The 19766-nt window shown below is 60.8% G+C and carries 18 protein-coding genes and 1 riboswitch; of the genes, 8 read left to right on the forward strand and 10 right to left on the reverse strand.

Annotated elements, in window-relative coordinates; all coding sequences use genetic code 11:
- Window positions 1–53 precede the first annotated feature (53 nt).
- Window positions 54–806: a histidine phosphotransferase ChpT gene (gene chpT / locus ASG47_RS11590; protein WP_082511704.1), complete on the reverse strand. Its 753-nt coding sequence runs from the start codon at window positions 804–806 to the stop codon at window positions 54–56.
- Window positions 807–884: 78 nt separating this feature from the next.
- Window positions 885–1352: a YHS domain-containing (seleno)protein gene (locus tag ASG47_RS11595; RefSeq protein ID WP_061909154.1), complete on the reverse strand. Its 468-nt coding sequence runs from the start codon at window positions 1350–1352 to the stop codon at window positions 885–887.
- A 124-nt stretch (window positions 1353–1476) separates the two neighbouring features.
- On the opposite strand from ASG47_RS11595, the gene ASG47_RS11600 reads away from it, so the two are divergent.
- Window positions 1477–2049 carry a DUF1134 domain-containing protein gene (locus tag ASG47_RS11600; protein WP_061909156.1) on the forward strand — a complete coding sequence of 191 codons (573 nt, stop codon included), beginning with the start codon at window positions 1477–1479 and terminating at the stop codon, window positions 2047–2049.
- 166 nt (window positions 2050–2215) lie between these two features.
- Window positions 2216–3391: a hypothetical protein gene (locus tag ASG47_RS11605; protein WP_061909158.1), complete on the forward strand. Its 1176-nt coding sequence runs from the start codon at window positions 2216–2218 to the stop codon at window positions 3389–3391.
- 18 nt (window positions 3392–3409) lie between these two features.
- Here ASG47_RS11605 and ASG47_RS11610 read toward each other — a convergent pair whose 3' ends face one another.
- Entirely contained in the window at window positions 3410–3763 is a 354-nt protein-coding gene (locus tag ASG47_RS11610; RefSeq protein ID WP_062629889.1) for a DUF6476 family protein, read from the reverse strand.
- Between ASG47_RS11610 and ASG47_RS11615 the strand changes: the two genes are divergently transcribed.
- Together ASG47_RS11615 and rpoH are read left to right on the forward strand one after the other, a co-directional pair.
- Window positions 3762–4790, forward strand: coding sequence for an RluA family pseudouridine synthase (locus ASG47_RS11615; protein ID WP_061909162.1), 1029 nt, complete (start codon window positions 3762–3764; stop codon window positions 4788–4790). The genes ASG47_RS11610 and ASG47_RS11615 overlap by 2 nt on opposite strands.
- Window positions 4791–5031: 241 nt before the next feature.
- Entirely contained in the window at window positions 5032–5901 is an 870-nt protein-coding gene (rpoH, locus tag ASG47_RS11620; protein WP_061909164.1) for an RNA polymerase sigma factor RpoH, read from the forward strand.
- A 46-nt stretch (window positions 5902–5947) separates the two neighbouring features.
- Here rpoH and ASG47_RS11625 read toward each other — a convergent pair whose 3' ends face one another.
- Window positions 5948–6592: a hypothetical protein gene (locus tag ASG47_RS11625; RefSeq protein WP_061909166.1), complete on the reverse strand. Its 645-nt coding sequence runs from the start codon at window positions 6590–6592 to the stop codon at window positions 5948–5950.
- Between the two features lie 58 nt (window positions 6593–6650).
- Entirely contained in the window at window positions 6651–7343 is a 693-nt protein-coding gene (locus tag ASG47_RS11630; protein ID WP_156464078.1) for a thiamine diphosphokinase, read from the reverse strand.
- 33 nt (window positions 7344–7376) lie between these two features.
- Window positions 7377–7478: riboswitch (TPP riboswitch) on the forward strand.
- Window positions 7479–7545: 67 nt separating this feature from the next.
- Between ASG47_RS11630 and thiB the strand changes: the two genes are divergently transcribed.
- From thiB to ASG47_RS11645, 3 genes are all read left to right on the forward strand, one after another.
- Window positions 7546–8550 carry a thiamine ABC transporter substrate binding subunit gene (thiB, locus tag ASG47_RS11635; protein ID WP_061909170.1) on the forward strand — a complete coding sequence of 335 codons (1005 nt, stop codon included), beginning with the start codon at window positions 7546–7548 and terminating at the stop codon, window positions 8548–8550.
- A gap of 152 nt (window positions 8551–8702) precedes the next feature.
- Window positions 8703–10292: a hypothetical protein gene (locus tag ASG47_RS11640; RefSeq protein WP_061909172.1), complete on the forward strand. Its 1590-nt coding sequence runs from the start codon at window positions 8703–8705 to the stop codon at window positions 10290–10292.
- Window positions 10279–10917, forward strand: coding sequence for an ATP-binding cassette domain-containing protein (locus tag ASG47_RS11645; RefSeq protein WP_061909174.1), 639 nt, complete (start codon window positions 10279–10281; stop codon window positions 10915–10917). The genes ASG47_RS11640 and ASG47_RS11645 overlap by 14 nt, the downstream gene beginning before the upstream one ends.
- 37 nt (window positions 10918–10954) lie before the next feature.
- Here the strand turns inward: ASG47_RS11645 and ASG47_RS11650 are convergent, their stop codons facing one another.
- Together ASG47_RS11650 and ASG47_RS11655 are read right to left on the reverse strand one after the other, a co-directional pair.
- Window positions 10955–13009: a hypothetical protein gene (locus tag ASG47_RS11650; protein WP_061909176.1), complete on the reverse strand. Its 2055-nt coding sequence runs from the start codon at window positions 13007–13009 to the stop codon at window positions 10955–10957.
- 48 nt (window positions 13010–13057) lie between these two features.
- Entirely contained in the window at window positions 13058–14347 is a 1290-nt protein-coding gene (locus ASG47_RS11655) for an adenylosuccinate synthase (RefSeq protein WP_061909178.1), read from the reverse strand.
- Between the two features lie 181 nt (window positions 14348–14528).
- Between ASG47_RS11655 and ASG47_RS11660 the strand changes: the two genes are divergently transcribed.
- Complete coding sequence (locus ASG47_RS11660) at window positions 14529–15476, forward strand: DMT family transporter (RefSeq protein ID WP_061909179.1); 948 nt, start codon at window positions 14529–14531, stop codon at window positions 15474–15476.
- 8 nt (window positions 15477–15484) lie between these two features.
- Here the strand turns inward: ASG47_RS11660 and ASG47_RS11665 are convergent, their stop codons facing one another.
- The 3 genes from ASG47_RS11665 to ASG47_RS11675 form a co-directional block, all read right to left on the reverse strand.
- Entirely contained in the window at window positions 15485–16414 is a 930-nt protein-coding gene (locus ASG47_RS11665) for an aldo/keto reductase (RefSeq protein ID WP_061909181.1), read from the reverse strand.
- Window positions 16415–16546: 132 nt separating this feature from the next.
- On the reverse strand, window positions 16547–18130 hold the full coding sequence (serA, locus tag ASG47_RS11670; RefSeq protein WP_061909183.1) for a phosphoglycerate dehydrogenase: 1584 nt from the start codon (window positions 18128–18130) through the stop codon (window positions 16547–16549).
- Window positions 18131–18302: 172 nt separating this feature from the next.
- Complete coding sequence (locus ASG47_RS11675; RefSeq protein WP_061909185.1) at window positions 18303–19484, reverse strand: phosphoserine transaminase; 1182 nt, start codon at window positions 19482–19484, stop codon at window positions 18303–18305.
- Between the last annotated feature and the right edge of the window lie 282 nt (window positions 19485–19766).

Below are 19766 nucleotides of genomic sequence, written 5' to 3' on the forward strand. Positions count from 1 at the left end.
CGAAAATGGGGACTGATCCCCAAAAAGCGACATGCGCCAGACAGATGCGCCGGTTAGTCGGCCTTGACGTCTTCGGACTTGGTCTCTTCGACCTTCACGTCTTCCGCCTTCGTTTCTTCAGCGGCCGATGCCTCCACGGCGTCCTTGGACTTGGGCAGAGCGGTGAAGAAGAAAACGTCCTGCTCGATACCGATATCGAGTTCCATGTCGGTCATGCGGGCGAGAAGACCGGTATAGAACGGCTGGATACCGCGCGCATCGACCGAGCCTTCATCGGGCATGCCCGACAAAAGGCCGGCAGAGCCCGAGGGGACCAGCGTCTTCTGGCGCTTTTCTGGATCGCTCTTGGAGCTGAATTCAAACTTTTCTTCGCCCGCAGGACCTGAAATACGCGCGCTGACCTGACCGCCCCGCGGTACCGAACCTGCTGCAATCAGCAGCATGTTCATGAATAGCTTGGCCTTATGCTTGGGCAGAAGGATCAGCGGCACATCCCATTCGAGATCGGCCTTTTCGATTTCAAAGAGAATGCGCGCAACGCGCTCGCATTCGCGCGTGTCGATATCGGTGCCGGCGGTCGAGGACGCGCCATAGGCAAGACGGGCGAATTCGAGCTTGGCCCGGCTCTGCTTGGCCGCGCTGGCGATCAGGTCGCGGGCGCCCTCTGACATATCGGCCTGGTTGGGATCGGCCAGGACTTCGAGGCCATTGCCGATGGCGCCGATAGGATTGATGAGGTCATGGCAAACCCGCGAGCAGAGCATGGCAGCGAGGTCTGTTGCCTTGAGCTCAATGATATCGGTCATCGTCGGTCTCCATACGCCCTCGCCCAAGGCAGAGGGGAATCAGTGTTGCGGAAGGATAGTGAGGAGCGTTGCCGAGCACTACTGCGTCGACAGTGTTTTGGATAAAGTGGGCCAGTTCTTGGCGCCGTTGCGCGCAGCGGCATCTGGCGCGAGAAGAAATGCCTCGCGGTTGGAGGCGGAATAAAAGAGAAAAAGCCGTTCCTTGAAGACGGTGTACATCCGCGGATCGGAATCCGACACAAAACCGCGCGCCATGCTCATGGCCCCATGTCCGCCATATTGAGGCGCATAAATTTCCGGATGTTTTTTGAAAACTTCCATATTGGCCTCGTTGGCAAAGTGCCAGGGCGCGCCTTTCCAGGAGAATTCGAACTCTGGCTTGCCGGGCAGCGGTGCCGGATCGGTGAAATAAGACACCGGATCCATGCCGCCGATAGCGGTGCCGGTCAGTGGATCGGTGGTGATATAACTCACGACCGATTGGGCGACTGCCGCGCTGAACTGGGCCGAAACCGGCCCGAAAAGCGGCAGAAGCACGGCAAACATGGTTAAGATTTGTTTAGAGGTTTGCTTCATGATCTGGCTCAGGAACGGCACGACGTCGACGGCAAATTTGCCGCAAAGACCTTAATGTCTTCGTAACCACGCTGAGCCGCCAAGGGAGCAGACCATGTTCAAACGCCTCGCCAAGATTGGCGCCCTCATTCTGGCGCTCGCCATGCCTGCGGCCGCCCCCGCTTTCGCGCAGGGCTCATTGAGCGATACCTATTCCGGCCAGGAACTGGTCGAAAGCGGACACCAGTTTTTCGGCTCCGCCTCTCAGGGCCTTGCCTCTGTCGTTGAAAAGGCCGTGAGCCAGTTCGGCTTGCCCAATGGCTATATTCTCGGCGAGGAAGCCGGCGGCGCCCTGTTCATCGGGGCCAAGTACGGCGAGGGCAAGCTTTTCACCCGCAATGCGGGAGAATATTCAATCTATTGGCAGGGTCCGAGCATCGGCTTCGACGTTGGCGGCGATGGCTCAAAGGTCATAATGCTGGTCTATAATCTCAACGCCATCCAGGAAATCCTTGGCCGCTACCCCGGTGTTGATGGCTCGGCCTATGTGCTCGGCGGCTTCGGCATGACAGTCACCAAGCGCGGCAATGTCGTCGTGGTGCCCATCCGCTCCGGCGTCGGCGCACGTCTCGGGATCAATGTCGGCTATCTCAACTTCACCAACGAGCCCACCTGGAACCCCTTCTGATCGGATCAAGCGATAAAACGTGTAGGCAAGCCGGGGCACTTTCCCCGGCTTTTTCGTGACGGTGAGCCCCAAAGCCGTTAGGGTTAATCTTCGGCAAAGATGGTCAGGCTAGACCGGTCCGGCTTATTAAGCCGTTGGGTCTGCCGGTGCAGCCGGAGAATGCGCGATGCTGATCGAAAACATGATGTATTTTGCGCTGGGCCTCTTAGCTGCGGGGCTGATCGCGCTCATCATCATGCCCGCGGTGTGGAAGCGCGCCGTGCGCCTCACCAAGCGCCGCATTGAAGCGGCGACCCCGATCACCCTTTCCGAATTCCGCGCAGACAAGGACCAGTTGCGAGCCGAATTCGCGCTCTCGACCCGCCGGCTCGAAATGAATGTCGAGGCTCTGCGCAAGCGCCTTGCCGAGCAGCTCAGCGACGTCAATCAAAAGCGCACCGATCTCGGCGCGCTCAAGGCCGAACGCGACAAGCACCTTTCCGTCGTCACCGAACTCGAAGCGCGGCAGGAAGAACTGCGGGCGCGCATTCTCGAGCTCGAAAAGGAAGGCACCGACCTTGCCCAGCGGTTGCGCATGCGCGAACGCGATGCTGAATCACGACAGGGCGAGATCGAAAGTCTGCGCAGCAATCTGCGTGGTGGCCTCCCAGCCTCGACCATGGCGCAGGAGATCGGTCTTCTCGGCGATTATGAAGAAGACATGGAGCGTCTGATGACGGCGCTGGCCGTCGAGCGTAAGCGCGCGGCCTTCCTCGAAGATCAGGCTCGCAGCCTCATCGAGCGCCTCGAGAATTCCGATCGCCGCTCGACGGAATCGACCGCCGCGATTGCCGCCATGCGCAATGCCCTCGCCCGCCGCGACGCTGATCAGGAAGAAAACGCAGAGGCTTTGACGGCAGCAGAGGCGCGGATTGCCCGCGCCGAAAACCGCCTTAATGCCCTGCTCGCCGAAAGCAGCGAGGCGGTTGCACAAAGCAATGGCCGCGCCGAACAACTTCTGGCCGACAAGCTCAACCTCGAAGACGAGGTCGAAAAGCTCCGCAAGAAGGTCGCCAATGTGGGGTCTTCCATTCTGGCCGATTGGGACACCGAGCGGATGGAAGAGGCTCATCTGCGCGAGCGGCTGAACGATATCGCCGCCAGCGTCAGCAAGCTCGTTTATGCGGTGGACAATGACGCGCCGCTACAAGACGAGGTCGAGGAAAGCCTCTTTGACCGCGTTCAGCGCTTCGCCGACGATGGTGAATCCATGGGCACGCTCGAACCCCCGCCGAGCGAAGGTCCACGTCGTGGGTCGGTCTCGGACCGCCTGCAGGCTCTAAGGGAAATTCAGGGGCGCTGAGGGCAAAGCCCCTAATTCCTACTCCGCGGAAATCGCCGTCGTCTGCCGCAGTTCACCGGTGCTTGCGTCAAAGACTGAGAGCATTACCGCGCCGCCGGCCTGATAGGTCACCTGGATCGTGCCATCGACACTGAGTGCCGAGAGCACTTCGGCGCCGGCCGGGACGCTGACGGTTTCGGCGATCGTTGGCGGCGGCGCATCGCGCATGACGCGATAGACAATCGCAAAGCCAACCGCCATAAAGCCGAGCAACATGATGCCCATGGCGAAACCCGCCGAGCGGCGTGCTTTTCCAATAGCGGCATTAGCCTCCGGCGTGAGCTCCCTCTCGTCAGGAAAGGGCGTATTGCCGGACTTGTCAGGATCACTCATGGCAGACGAAACCATTTCCGAATTCGAGGGCGAGCCGATCGAGCTTGTCGTCGATGAAACAGTGGCCGGCGGACGGCTCGATGCCGTTCTCGCCAAGGAGCACGATGTCCTGAGCCGTAGCCGGATCAAGGACCTGATCCTTGAAGGCGCTGTCACGATCGACGGCAAGACCGTCAGCGAACCCAAATACCGGCTGAAGGCGGGCGAGACAATCGTCCTTCTTGCCCCACCCCCGGAAGATCCTGAACCGGTGGCGGAAAATATCCCGCTCGACATCCTTTACGAGGATGACGAACTCATCGTGATCAACAAGCCCGTCGGCATGGTAGTCCACCCTGCCCCCGGCTCGCCCAATGGCACATTGGTCAATGCGCTGATCTACCATTGCGGCGAAAGCCTCAAAGGCATCGGTGGCGTAAAGCGGCCGGGCATCGTTCATCGGCTCGACCGCGACACGTCAGGCGTCATGGTCGCGGCGAAGACCGATCGGGCGCATAAGCACCTTTCGGCCCAGTTTGCTGATCACGGTCGCACCGGTCCCCTCCATCGCGCCTATACTGCCTTTGCCTGGGGCACGACGCAAAGCGCGCTCGGTACGGTCGATGCGCCCCTCGGCCGCGACCCCGGCAATCGCTTGAAACAGGCAGTACGCAAGGATGGACGCGAGGCAATCACCCATTATGCGGTCGAGGCGCGCTATGGCGACGAGCGCTGGGATATCACGCGCATCCAGTGCCAGCTCGAAACCGGCCGCACGCACCAGATCCGCGTGCACATGGCCCATATCGGCCATCCGCTGGTCGCCGATCAGGTTTACGCGTCTGGTTTTGCGACAAAGCTCAATCGTCTCCCCGAAGAATTGGCAGATGCCGTCCGGGCTTTGGGCCGGCAAGCGCTCCACGCTGCCGAACTCGGTTTCGAGCATCCCGTCACCGGCGAAGAGATGACGTTTGAGGCCGATTTGCCAGACGATCTGCAAGCGCTCGAAGACGCGCTTGAGCCATTCGACAAGGCATTCGCCCGATAAGCTCAGCTCCGGTCACTCACCCAAGGGTGATCGAACTGCTTGGGGGCCTGGGGCGTATACCTATCAGGCAGTTCGAATGCTGGCAGGAACCTTATCCGAATTGTAACGTTCGGACGTCTTTTGCCTCTTAAATTCGCCAAACTGCCGCCTATATATGGCTGTGCGTCTCGTCTTGTGCCGCAAGGACAAGAGGAGATTTTCCGCCCGCGCCATGCGGGGGAATCACGAAAGGGGGTGCACGATGGCCCAAACGAATCTGCCTGTCCTCTCGTCTGAGGGCGGACTTAGCCGTTACCTTCAGGAAATACGCCGGTTTCCGATGCTGGAGCCCGATGAAGAATACATGCTTGCCAAGCGCTACAAGGAACATGCCGATCCCGGCGCGGCGCAGAAGCTGATCACCAGCCATCTGCGTCTGGTCGCCAAGATTGCCATGGGCTATCGCGGCTATGGTCTGCCGATCTCCGAAGTCATCTCGGAAGGCAATGTGGGCCTCATGCATGCGGTCAAGCGCTTCGAGCCTGAAAAGGGTTTCCGCCTCGCGACCTATGCCATGTGGTGGATCCGAGCCGCGATCCAGGAATATGTCCTCCGCTCGTGGAGCCTCGTCAAAATCGGCACGACTGCCGCTCAGAAGCGGCTGTTCTTCAACCTGCGCAAGGTGAAGGGCCAGATCGCGGCTCTGGAAGAGGGGAGCCTCCACCCTGACCAGATCAAGCAGATCGCGACGACGCTCAAGGTGACCGAAGCCGATGTCGTATCGATGAACGCTCGCCTTTCGGGCGACGCCTCGCTCAACTCGCCGATGCGTGCGGACGAAGGCTCGTCGGAATGGCAGGATTGGCTCGTCGACGATACGCCCGACCAGGAAACCAGCCTCGGCGAAACGCAAGAGTTCGACGAGCGCATGGGCCTGCTTACGCAAGCCATGGATGTGCTCAACGAGCGTGAACGCGCCATTTTCCAGGCCCGTCGCTTGCAGGACAATCCATCGACGCTCGAAGAGCTGGCGCAGCAATATGACGTCAGCCGCGAGCGTATCCGCCAGATCGAGGTCCGCGCTTTTGAAAAGGTGCAGGAAGCGGTCAAGGAAGCGGCTCGTCCGCACTGATCGACGACATCATGAGATGACGAAGGCGGGCCAAGTGCCCGCCTTTTTAGTTTTCAGGAATGGACGCAAGCCAAAGCGTGAAGGGATCGTTCGGCGGGGCATTCTCGATATTGCCAAGAATTTCCGTCGCCGTTCGCGGGATGGTGACATCAAATGTCTTGCTGATGAACTGGCGGAACTCTGCTGGCGGGCTATAGGGCGGCACGTTTTCCGCGCCGACGGCGGCCACGAGATTGGCATGCTCGTCTTCCGGCGTAATCCCGAAATATTCCGGCCAGCACAGTTCGCCATAGCCGATCGCCATAAGCCGCAGCATATCGACGGGATTCTCGGTCAGCGTTGCCATCAACACCGAGCCGGAGCCCGAGCCCATATGGACGATGGAGAGATCGCCATCGTCACGGCGCCACAGCGCAGCGTAGGAGCCTTCGCCGCCGGTCGGGATAATGGGCGCTAGGCGCCCGGTATAGGCCTTGTCATCCGTACCAAGCCATGCCTCGACATGGCCGGGATCGACCGGCTTGAAGCCGGTTTCGCTGGTGAGCTGGGCATCGGCCTGTTTGACAAAGGCCATGCTGCCATCGCGAACAAAATTGTTGGCGTCGAGCCAGTCGATCGTGGTGACGAAGGCTTCTGGTAGTTCCATGCCGGGCGGCAGCGAGGCCGCGATCGCTTGCGTAAAACTGCTCATGGCAAATCCCCTGCCTGTCAGAAGCGGAGTGGCGGCGAGACCCGCAAGCACGCTGCGTCTATGCACTTTTGCGCGCCTCTTCGATCAGATCCCAGAGCCGCTCCTTGCCCAGAATAAGAAGCCAGGGCGTGTCGTCCTCAGGCTCGACCACCACCTCTCCACCTGTGCCTTCGTTCGATGTGCCGATGAGGCCTCCCGGCTCAAGCATGAGGCCATCCATGGGGTAATAAAGCCCGGTCGATCGGCGGAACTGGATCTGCACCAGCGGGTGGATCGACACACGTTCTTTCGGCGCCGCGTCGAAAGCGATGCAGCCGGTCACTGCGAGCGCGACATCGGTTTCATCGACCAGCAGTAATTTGCGCATCTGCGCATATTGGAGGACCGCGCTGAGCGCGGCGAGCGTATGGTCGAGGCGTTTACCGGTCATCCCAAGGGCAAGGGTCACCGGGGCACTGGTCGAATAGAGCGCCTTTTGGAAATCGGTGGTGATCTGCTCGGGGATATGGATGACGCGCGTGCGCTGCTCCCACCCGGCTCGATCGGATAGAGAATCGAGATCGCCGATGATCGCATCGGGCGTCAGGCCCGCCGCGCCGATCGCGTCGCCGCCGCCATCGGCACCAACCAGCGCAATGCCGCGCGCGCCCAGATCCTGCAAAAGCGCGATATCGACGGCACCGCCGCCGACAATGGCCATAGGCCGTTGAAAGACCAGCGGCACTGCGCCTGCGCCGCTTCCTGAAGTCACTTGCACTGTCACAATTCTCTCAATATGGTCCGAGCCGTCTCGCTGGGGTGTTCCGGATCATGTCCGGAGCTGAGAGTTACCCATAGAACCTGAACCAGGTCATGCTGGCGGAGGAAGTTCGAGATGGCAAGGGCGTCTCTTCGCGTCCTCTCCATTGACTTATCCCTTCTCCCATGGCCGCAACCGTTGAAGGGATGACCCAATGGTCAAATCCACTTGCCTCGCGCTTGCGGTCCTTTTTGGATTGTCTGCCGTTTCTGCCCATGCGCAGGATGTACCCACGCTCACCATCTACACCTATGACGGCTTTGCGGCCGAATGGGGTCCCGGCCCGCAGCTTTCCGCAGCCTTCGAACCCGTCTGCGGCTGCAAGCTCAATTGGGTCGCCGCCGACTCCTCCATCGGCACCCTCCGCCGCGTGCAGCTTGAAGGCGCCACGACCGAGGCCGACCTCATTGTCGGGCTCGACACCGCCATTGCCGGCGAAGCCCGCGCCACCGGGCTTTTTGCCGATCATGGCCTGACGCTCGACAAGCTTGATCTGCCGGAAGCCTGGGCGGATGCGCAATTCGTGCCATTCGATTATTCGCATTTCGCCTTCATGTACGACACGGACCGGACCGCAACCCCGCCCAAGAGCTTTGAAGAGCTCATCGCCATGCCAGACGATTTCAAGATCGCCATCCAGGACCCGCGTTCGGCAACGCCGGGCCTTGGGCTCGTCCTCTGGATCAAGGCCGCCTATGGCGACCGCGCGACGGAAATCTGGGCCGGTCTCAAGCCCCATATCCTGACCGTCACGCGCGAATGGAGCGAGAGCTATTCGCTCTTCCTCGATGGCGAAGCCGACATGGCGCTCTCCTATACGACCTCGCCCGCCTACCACATCATCGAAGAGAACGACGACACGATCAAAGCGGCGCTGTTCGAAGAAGGGCATTATCCGCAGATCGAAGTGGCCGGGATTTTGAAATCTTCCAAGCACCAGGATCTTGCCAAGCAGTTCCTCGAATGGTTCGCTTCGCCCGAGGGCCAGAAGATCATCCCGACGACCAATTGGATGTTCCCCGTGGTCGATCTTGGGGCTGATCTCAACCCGGCCTTTGCCAGCTTGCCGCAGCCTGAAAAGACCTTGCGGCTGAGCGACGAGGATATCCTGGCGGATTCGTCCGAGTGGATCGACGAGATGCTGGCGGCGGTGCAGTAATCGATGCTGTCCACAAACTCGATATGGCACCTCCCCCTTGACGGGGGAGGTTGGGAGGGGGTGTCGGCAGCCACGACGCTATTGTGGCTCACTCCCCCCTCCCCAACCCTCCCCGCAAGGGGGAAGGTGCCGTTCAGTGCGTGTGGCTACTCATGCTGACCCTCCCCCACCGCCCCACCCGCATCGCCATCTCCGCAGCCCTCGCCGTCGCCATAGCCGGCCTCATCGCCGCCGTGCTCTGGGCCATCTTCTCCGCCGCCACCGACGCCAGCGGCTCCTCGCGCGTCGACATTCCGCACCTTCTGCGGATGACCGCCATCCAGGCAGGCCTTACTACCATCCTCTCGCTCACCGTCGGCATGGCCCTCGCCTGGGCGCTCAATCGCTTGCGCTTTCCGGGGCGCGATCTGGTGGTCGGGCTCTTTGCCGCCGCCATTGTCACGCCCGGCATGGTCGTCGCTTTTGGGCTCCTCTCCATCTGGGGCCGCAATGGCTGGATCAACCAGGCGAGCGAAACGCTATTCGGTTTTTCGATCGGCAATCCGGCCTTTGGGCTTTCCGGCATTCTCCTCGCCCATGTCATCCTCGACGGCGCCTTTGCCGCGCGCATTCTCCTTGCGCGGCTCGATGCCATTCCGCAAAGCAAGCTCAAGGTCGGGCAATCACTTGCCCTATCAGCGACGCAGCGGTTTCGGCTGATAGATTGGCCCGCCATGCGCACCAGCCTGCCGGGCCTCGGCGCCATCATCTTTCTCCTCGCCTTTACGAGCTTCCCGATCGTGCTGCTGCTCGGCGGCGGACCAGCAAACCAAACGCTAGAGGTGGCCATCTATTCGGCGGTGCGGCTCGATTTCGATCTTGTCGGCGCCGTGCGACTGGCCCTGACCCAGATCGGCGTTTGCGCGCTCGTTATCCTTCTTGCATCAAGCACGACGCCTGTCGTCAGCGTCCAAGGCCGCTCGCTGCCGCCAACTTGGCGCGATGGTTTTGGCGCGCGCGTCCTGCAGGGGCTGATATTGGCTCTCGCCACCGTTGGCTTCGCCCTGCCGCTTGTCTCCGTGCTGATTGACGGGCTCGGCTTCGGCCTCCTCCGCGTGTTCGCCCAGGCAACATTCTGGTGGGCGCTGGGCACGAGTCTCATCATCGGTAGCGCCTCGGCGGGGCTGACGCTGGTTCTGGCTCTGGCATTGACATTGGGCCGCGCTGCCAGCGGTTCGCGCGCCGCGCGAACGCTGCTGGGCACGCCGAGTTTTGCCTATCTCGCGGTGCCGGCCGTCGTACTCTCGCTCGGCTTTTTCCTGATCGTGCGCAATCTCGGCGTGGCGCCAGCGCAAGCGGCGCCGGTTGTCGTCATCATCGCCAACAGTCTCCTTGCCCTGCCCTTCGCCGTCGCGACGCTCGGCCCGCCACTCGACGCGGTTGCGCGGTCACGCGGAAAACTCATCCGATCGCTGGGCCTTTCCGGCTGGCAGCAGTTCCGGCTGGTGGAATATCCGCTGCTGGGCAAGGATATCGGCCTGATGCTGGCCCTGGCCTTCTGCTTCTCGCTCGGCGATCTCGGCGTCATCGCGCTGTTCGGCACGCAGGATTTTCAGACCCTGCCGCTGATGATGTTCCGCGCGCTCGGCGCCTATCGCAACAATGATGCCGCGGCTATCGCTGCGATCCTCCTCGTCGGCACCATTGTCGCCTTTGTGGCTCTACCCCGCCTTTTCGAAAGACTAGATCATGCTTCGCGCTGACCACCTCGCCTTTGCCTATGGCGCGGACACGCAAACCTATGATTTCAGCTTTGCGGCTGAAGCTGGCGCCGTGACTGCGATCTCAGGCGCCAGCGGCTCGGGCAAATCGACGCTGTTCGATCTTCTGGCTGGTTTCTTGAACCCAAAAGGTGGGAGCCTCGATCTCGACGGACAAAATCTTCTGCCGCTCTCGCCGGAGACGCGCCCCATCTCACTGCTGCTGCAATCCGATAATCTCTTTGAACATCTATCGGCGCGTGACAACGTCGCCCTGGGCCTGCCGCGCCATGTCGGCAAGACGGAAAAGCGCACCCGCGTGGATGCCGTGTTGAAGCGGATGGGGCTTGAGAGCATTGGCGAGCAGACAGCAGCCACCCTCTCCGGCGGCCAGAAGCAACGTATCGCGCTGGCGCGAACGCTGCTGCGCGACCAGCCGGTTCTTCTCCTCGACGAGCCGTTTTCCGCGCTCGACGACGACACGCGGCACGGCATTCGCGCGCTGGTCGCAGAACTGACAGAGGGTGAAGGTTGGCACACCATTCTCGTCAGCCACCACGAGGATGACATCACTGCGCTGGCGCAGCGGAGTTACCGGCTGGAGAATGGCAGTCTTCGCGAGACCTAAAGAAAAAGGCCGCTGGTTTCATCCAGCGGCCTTTTGATTACTGTGCCCAGGCGGCGAACACTTCCTTGAAGAGCAAGTCCGCCTCGCTGTCTTTTTCCAGCGTCAGGATGGCGTTTCGGCCTGTCCCATAAACAATCGCCAGATCGAGCCAACGACGGTTTTCTAGAAGGTTGACGTTGGCCGTCTCGTCATCAGGGGATGAGCTGAGGGCAAAGAGGAAGCTATTGCCCACGATGCGCGCCGAGGCGCCAACCAGCGGCGTGCCGGGCACAAGTTCTTCGTTCTTAAGCAAAACGCCAGGAAGGCTCGAAATCGAGCCGCCGACAAAGGTGTCGCTGACGTCGAAATTGACTTCCATCAAGTGGCTGGCCGGTAGGCTCGGGTCCGTGTTCCGACGGATCGTCACCGAGACATTGAGCGCACGGGCCGGAATGCTCGCCTTGCCAACGAGGGTCGGCTGGCCGAGTTCATCTTCGCCCTTGGCCCAATCGACCGTTCCTGAGAAGGGCACGGCGCCAGTGCGGCCATCGGACGAGGCCTCAAGCAGCAGCGACTGGCTGCCAGCGAGCACGGCCGGATCGACGCTATTCGCGGGATCGTTGGTTGCGGCGATGCTGGTATCGGCGCCCGAGAGGCGCTCTTCGGTCTTGACCTCACCGCCATTGAGCGAGGGCAAGGCGGTTTCAGTGCCATTAGGCGTAACCGCTTCTGGTGTCGGCTCCAAGCGATCTTCGGTGCCGTCGATCGACGTTGTCGGTTCGATCGTCGGGGTCGTCGCCGTATTGCCGGGGCCTGTCGTCGTCTCGTTGACGCTCGGCGCATCGAGCGTTGGCGTCGTTGCGATGGGTGTATCCGCCGTCTGGGTCACCGGTGCTGCGGCGCGGCCGAACATCTGGTCGAGGTCGACATAACCTTCGCGCCACGCCCAGAAACCGGCGCCACCGGCACCCGCGAGCAGCAAGGCAAAGACGATGAGGAAAATGGTCAGACCTGCACCCTGGCGACGCTGGCTGCCAGCCGTGTCAAAGGCACTCGGATCGGCATTGTCTTCGGCAAGGCCGGCATCGGCGAGAGCTGGAGTCTCTCCACTCGCCGTCGTTTCCGATACTTCGCCGCGTGCTTCGCGATCAAGCGTCTCGATGGCACGCTCGATGGCGCCTTCGGCTTCCTTGGCGCCGTCATCGATCTCGACTTCGCGCACGCTCGAGAGCGCGGTTTCGACCGGGCGCTCGACAACGGTGATCTCGGGCTCGATGACCGGCTGGCGCGCCAAAGCGGCGCTGCCGCCGAGCGAGGGCTCAACGCGGGCAACAGCAGACGCGGTGCCACCAAATCCGACAGCAGCAGCGGCACCAATGGCCGCAACGTCGCGGCGCGGCGTGAAATCGGGGCGCTTGAGCGGAACCGGCGCAACCGCGGGCGGCGGCACAAAATCGGGCTCATCGGATTTTGCGACGCCCGGACGTTCGGCCGGACGCAGCTCGAACGGCAGCGTCGAGGACTGGACCTTGGCGCCACCCGCATCGGCAGCCTGGCTGATGATTTCCTCGATCGAGAGGGTTTCATCCATCGGGCTCTGCGTGAGCATATCGTCATCGGCAGGCTCGTCGACCGCCTCAACAATCGGTTCCGGCTCAGGCTCCGGAACATATTCCGGCTCTGGTTCTGGTTCGGGTTCCGGCGGAACGAAAACCGGTTGCGGCGCTGGGCGCTTGACGGCCTGCGGCGGCACGAAACTTTGTGCGGGGCGCGCATCAGTTGCAGTTGGTCGTGGGCTGATGACCGCGACTGGATCGGGTTCGGCAGGTTGTGGCGCGGGCTGAGGAGCCGCCGCTGCCGGTTTGGGCGCAAACATGGCGTCGCGCCCAAGGCTGATGACGGCTTCGCTCGCTTCCTGCTCGACCTGACGGATGCAGTCTTCGAGCTGCAGGCGGTGCTGGGTGATTTCGCGAGCCGGCAAAGGAGGCTGGATAGACCGCAACTGCCCGACAAGGGCGGCGCGTGCCTTTTCGTAAACTGCGCGGCGCGCAGCTCCATTGTTCTCCGGCAGCGCCGAGATTGCTCGGCGCAACAGCTCCTTATAGTCCGCCATTGGCTACTGGGTACTCACAATTGCAGCGACGTCTTTTAGCAAGTTTTATCAGTCTTGGAACGGGTCAACTACCAAGATGGTATCTGCGCGTTCGGGACTAGTGGACAACAATGCGACCGGGGCCCCGATCAGCTCTTCGATATAGCGAACATATTTAACGGCTTGGGCCGGCAGCTCGGCCCAGGAACGCGCGCCGGCAGTCGTTTCCGACCAGCCCTCAAGCGTCTCATAGATCGGCTTAACGCGGGCTTGTGCCCCCATTGAGGCGGGCAAATAATCAATGCGTGATCCATCGAGCTCATAGCCGACGCAGACCTTGATCTCTTTCAGACCATCGAGAACGTCGAGCTTGGTCAAAGCGATCCCGGTAATGCCCGAGGTTTTGACCGTCTGGCGCACGAGGACCGCATCAAACCAGCCGCAGCGGCGCGGGCGGCCGGTATTGACGCCGACTTCCTTGCCGACGGTCGCGAGATGGCGGCCGATTTCATCGTCGAGTTCGCAGGGGAACGGGCCTTCGCCGACACGCGTCGTATAGGCCTTGGTGATCCCCAGGACATAGCCGATCGCCGTTGGCCCAAGGCCTGAACCAGCGGCGGCCTGACCGGCAACGGTGTTGGACGAGGTTACGAAAGGATAGGTGCCGTGATCATTATCGAGGAGCGCGCCCTGCGCACCTTCGAAAAGGATCCGCGCGCCTTCGCGGCGCTTGTCATCGAGCACGCGCCAAACCTGATCCATGAAGGGCAGGATTTCGCCGGCGATGGACGTCAGCTCGTCATAGATCGTCTGCGCGTCGATCTCGCCAAGACCCATACCGCGGCGCAGCGCGTTGTGGTGCGAGAGAAGACGCTCGATCTTGGGCATGAGCGTATCGGGTTCGCTGAGATCGATGAGGCGGATGGCGCGACGGCCGACCTTATCTTCGTAAGCTGGGCCGATGCCGCGGCGTGTCGTGCCGATCTTGAGGCCGGAATTGGCGTCCTCGCGAATACCGTCAAGCTCGCGATGCAGCGACAGGATGAGCGGCGCATTATCGGCAATGCGCAGGATCTGCGGGGTAATCTCGACCCCCTGCCCGCGCAGCTTGGCCATTTCCTGAACGAAATGGTGGGGATCGACGACGACGCCATTGCCGATGACCGAGAGCTTGCCCTGGACGAGGCCCGAGGGCAGCAGCGCCAGCTTATAGCTCACGCCATCGATCACAAGGGTATGGCCGGCATTGTGACCACCATGGAAGCGCACGACGACATCAGCGCGTTCCGAGAGCCAATCCACGATCTTGCCCTTGCCCTCGTCACCCCATTGAGAGCCGACGACAACCACATTCGCCATAGTCCAGTCTTCCTTAACTTAAGGCGTGCCAAGGCCCGGCACGACAGAAATCGGGCCGGCCAGAAAGGCTGCACCCTTACCCAAGTGGCGGACATTCGTCCTTTCGGCCGCGCCCGGTGTCGGGTTTGAATGCAGCCGAATAACTGATAAGTCCGACTGTCCTTACATCACCCAAGCGCCGATGACAAAGCCGCAGACCATCGAAAATCGCGGCATAACCGCCAGAATTCTCGATCAGCCCTATCTTTTGCTGGTTCTGGCGCCGCTTTTCTGGGGCGGCAATGTCATCGCCGCCAAGCTTGTAGTCGGCGAAATCAGCCCATTCCTGCTGCTCGCCTGCCGGTGTGTCCTGGCGACGCTGTTCATTCTCCCCTTTTCCTGGCATCATTTGCGCGCCGATTGGGATGAAGTGAAACGCTCGTGGCCGGTGCTGATGAGCTACGGCATTATCGGCTACGCGCTCTTCAATGCGCTGCTTTACGTCGGCCTCACCATGACCACGGCGGTCAATTCCGCGATCGAGCAGGCGTCACTGCCCATGCTGATTCTGGGCGCCAACTTTTTGATTTTTCGCGTGCGCGCCAGATGGCTGCAGATTTTTGGCGTGCTGCTCGCAATTTTCGGCGTCATTCTGACGGCAACACATGGCGATCCATCGCGGCTTCTGCGCATGGACATCAATCTCGGCGATGGTTTTGTCATACTCGCCTGCCTCGCCTACACCGCCTATACGCTCGCACTCCGCTTTCGCCCAAAGGTCCATGTTTTCAGCTTCATGGCGGTCTCGTTTTTCGGCGCGGCAACCGCAGCGGTGATCATGCTGGCGCTGTTCGGCGGCGGGCTCGGAACGGTGGCGACGTTGCCGCAAATGTCCCCGACTGTCTGGCTGGTCATCGCCTATGTCGCGACTTTCCCATCCATGTTCAGCCAGATCGCCTATGCCCGCGGCGTTGAACTCGTCGGCGCCAATCGCGCGGCGCCGAGCCACAATCTCATTCCGGTTTTCGGCACGCTAGGCTCGGTGATCATCCTAGGCGAGCATCTTGAGGCCTATCACTTCCTCGCCGCCGCGATCATCATCACCGGCATCGTCCTGGCGGAGTGGGCGGCGCGGAAAAGCGCCGCCTAGCCGCAAGCCTATGGCAGCGTATGCCCCGCCGTGCGGAACAGACGATACCATTCTTCCCGCGTCAGCGGCACGGATGACCCCGCCGCACATTCCGCGACGCGCGAGGGCTTGGTCGTGCCGAGAACCACCTGGACATTGGCCGGGTGGCGCGTGATCCAGGCCACCGCAATGCCCGTCGGCGTTACGCTGTATTTCTCAGCCAGCTCATCGAGCGCCTCGTTGAGTTCGGGAAACCCTTCCCGATCGCCAACAAAAACGCCGTCGAAGAACCCCTTCTGGAACGGAGACCAGGCCTGCAACATCATGCCCTTGAGGCGCGAATAATCGAGGAGGCCATTGTCGCGGCTGATCGATTGGTCGAGCCCATTCATATTGGCCGCGACACCCTGCGCGAAGAGATTGGCATGGGTGACGCTGAGCTGGACCTGATTGAACAGCAGCGGCTGTTTCACCGCCGTCTTCAGCACTTCGATCTGGCCGGGCGTATGGTTGGAAACGCCGAAATGGCGCACCTTGCCCGAGGCTGCGAGCTTGTCGAAGGCGGCAGCGACATCTTCGGGCTCGACCAGGGTGTCGGGCCGATGCAGCAGCAGCACATCGAGATAATCGGTGCGAAGCGCCGCCAATGATTCATCGACCGTCTGCAAAATATGCTCGGACGAAAAATCGAAAAATCCTTTGCGGATGCCGACCTTAGACTGGATCAGGATCTTTTCGCGATCGGCGGCGGTGAGCGTGATGGCTTCGCCAAATCGCTCCTCGCAACGATGACGCTCGCCGCCATAGATATCGGCATGGTCATAAACCGTGACGCCGGCATCCATCGCCGCGCCAAACAGCGCCTGGATTTCGCTGTCGCTCATCTTGGCGATACGCATCAAGCCAAGCACGACGCTCGACACGGTCAGATCGGTGTGGGGCACCTTGAAGGTCTTCATCAGAACCTCGAAATTTTTGGGATTGGCGCCAGAAGCCGGCGCAGGGGACGCCGGAGAGTAGCGCGTCGCACGCCCAAAAAGAAAGCCCCGCCAGCATGCCGGCGGGGCCAATTGTCAATAATTGAACTTGTCTTAGAAGCGTACGGCCTTGGCCTGCTTGACGCCTTCAAGCGCCGCGATCTTGGCCAATTGCTCTTCAGTCAGCGTCCCGTCGATGGAGACTAGCGCGATGGCATCGCCACCAACGTCGGCACGACCGAGGTTGAAATTGGCGATATTGATGCCAAGCGTGCCGAGCAGTGTACCGAGGCGACCGATGTGACCCGGCTTGTCCTCATTGGTGACATAGAGCATGGACGGGGTGAGTTCCGCTTCCATGTTGATGTCCTTAACCTGGATGACGCGCGACTTGCCATTGGCGAAAATCGTGCCGGCAACTGCGCGGGTCTGCTGTTCTGTGGTGACGGTCAGGCGGACATAACCTTCATAGGCGCCCTGCTGGTCGCGGGTCGTGGTTTCAACCGTGATACCGCGATCCTTAGCGATCTGCGGCGCCGAAACCATGTTGATGTCCCCAAGCGACGGTTTCAGCACGCCATTGATGGCGGCCGCCACCATGGGGCGAGTATTCAGCCCAGCCGGCGTACCTTCAAACTCGATCTTGATGCCGGTGATCGCCGTTTCCGTGAGCTGGCCCGCAAAAGAGCCGAGCGCTTCGGCCAGCTTCACCCATGGCGTGATGATCGGCGCTTCTTCCGCCGAAATCGACGGGAAGTTGAGCGCATTGGTGATTTCGCCGGTCATGAGATAAGCAGAAATCTGCTCGGCAACCTGCAGCGCCACATTCTCCTGCGCTTCCGTCGTCGAGGCGCCAAGGTGCGGCGTGCAGATGACATTGGGCAGCTCGAACAGCGGATTGTTTTCCGCGGGCTCGACGAGGAAAACGTCAAGCGCCGCGCCAGCGACATGGCCCGACTTCAAAGCCGCATAGAGCGCGTCCTCATCGATCAGGCCGCCACGGGCGCAATTGATAATCCGCACGCCCTTCTTGGTCTTGGCAAGATTTTCGGCATTGAGAATATTGCGCGTCGCGTCGATCAGCGGCGTGTGCAGCGTGATGAAATCGGCGCGGGCCAGCAGATCGTCGAGCTCGACCTTTTCGACACCCAGCGTCTGGGCGCGTTCCGGCGTCAGGAACGGATCGAAGGCAATGACCTTCATCCGCAGACCAATGGCGCGGTCGGCAACGATCGAACCGATATTACCGGCGCCGATCAGGCCAAGCGTCTTGTTGGTGACTTCCACGCCCATGAAGCGGTTCTTTTCCCACTTCGAAGCGCGCGTAGACGCATCGGCTTCCGGCAATTGGCGAGCCAGCGCGAACATCATGGCAATGGCGTGTTCGGCAGTCGTGATCGAATTGCCGAAGGGCGTGTTCATCACGATGATGCCCTTCTTGGTCGCCGCCGGAATATCGACATTGTCGACACCGATACCGGCGCGGCCAATGACCTTCAGATTGGTCGCGGCAGCGATGATCTTCTCGGTGACCTTCGAGGCCGAACGGATGGCAAGACCATCATACTGGCCGATGGCCTCAAGGAATTTTTCCTTGTCCTTGCCGAGATCGGGCAGGTAATCGACTTCGACGCCATTGTCCTTGAAGATCTGGACGGCGGTCGGGCTCAGTTTGTCGGAAACGAGAACTTTTGGCATTTTTTGGGTTTTTCCAATTTTGCTGCAGGAGCGGGATTTGAACCGGCGACCCGCATGAATACTGAGAGATCATCCCCGCAATTTCGCTCCGAGTTTGTCGCAGTCGCCTGCCAGGAACTCGATCAGCACCTCCCCCTTGATGGGGGAGGTTGGGAGGGGGTGTTTTTACTACTTAGGCAGCAACCTTGAGCGCGGCCTTTTCCTGGGCAAAGGCCCAATCGAGCCAAGGCGTCAACGCCGCAAGGTCGGAGGCTTCGACCGTCGAGCCGGCCCAGATCCTCAGGCCAGCCGGCGCGTCCTTGTACGACCCAAAATCATAACCCACACCGAGCTTGTCCAGCCGCGCCACGATCGCCTTGGCAAACGCAGCCTGACCTTCATCATCAAGCGCCGTGATCTCAGGATCAACGATCGAGAGGCACACAGAAGTGTTCGACCGCTGATCGGCATTCTTGGCGAGGAAATCGACCCAATCGGTCTTTTCCACCCAGTCGGCCAACACGCCATAATTGGCATCGGCACGGGCCTGCATGGCCTGCAAACCACCAATCTGCAAACCCCACTGCATGGCATCGATCGCGTCTTCGATGCAGAGCATCGAAACGGTGTTGATCGTTTCGGCTTTGAAAATGCCCTCGATCAGCTTGCCGCCCTTGGTCATGCGGAAAATTTTCGGCAGCGGACGATCAGGCTTGAACGTTTCGAGACGTTCGACGGCGCGTGGCGAGAGAATAAGAATACCGTGCGCGGCTTCGCCACCCAGCGCCTTCTGCCAGGAGAAGGTGACGACATCGAGCTTCGCAAAATCGAGCTTCTGCGCAAAGGCCGCCGAGGTCGCGTCGCAGATGGTCAGGCCTTCGCGGTCAGCCGGGATCCAGTCCGCATTCGGCACGCGCACGCCCGAAGTCGTTCCATTCCAGGTGAACACCACATCGCGGTTGAAATCGACCTGCGTCAGATCAGGCAGTTCGCCATAGGGCGCTTCCAGAACGCGGCAATCAGCAAGTTTGAGCTGCTTCTGCACGTCGGTTACCCAACCGGCACCAAACGATTCCCAAGCCAGCATATCGACGCCCCGAGCACCAAGCGCGCTCCATAGGAACATTTCGACCGCACCCGTATCGGACGCGGGAACAATGCCGATCCGATAGTCGGCAGGGACTTCGAGAAGTTCGCGAGTCAGGTCGATGGCCTGCTGAATGCGCGCCTTGGCAGGCTTGGCGCGGTGCGATCGGCCAGTCAGCGCGCCAGCAAGCGCTTCAATCGTCCAGCCTGGACGCTTGGCACATGGACCCGACGAAAAATTTGGATTAGCCGGTTTTACCGCCGGTGCGGTCAGGGGCGTATCAGCCATTCTCTAGCGGCCCTCCCAGGCCTATGGTCTCGCGTTAGGGCGAGATGTCCTGAGAACCGAGATACTCCTCCGCCTCGAAGGCGTCAACTGGAGTTGGTTGGCATTTTTGGTTGCAAAATTGCCCAAAAATTGGCGCTTAGGATGTGCTCGCAGCAGACCTTCAGCAACAGGGATTGACCGGATAAACGCAAGATGCATATATGACACCGATGTCATGACATCGGTGTCATAATCACCGGGAAGACATCGGGGTGGATTAGTTGGCAGCGCTGTGTGCCGGAT

The organism is Devosia sp. Leaf420, from assembly GCF_001425445.1.
In the GTDB taxonomy this organism is placed as follows: domain Bacteria; phylum Pseudomonadota; class Alphaproteobacteria; order Rhizobiales; family Devosiaceae; genus Devosia.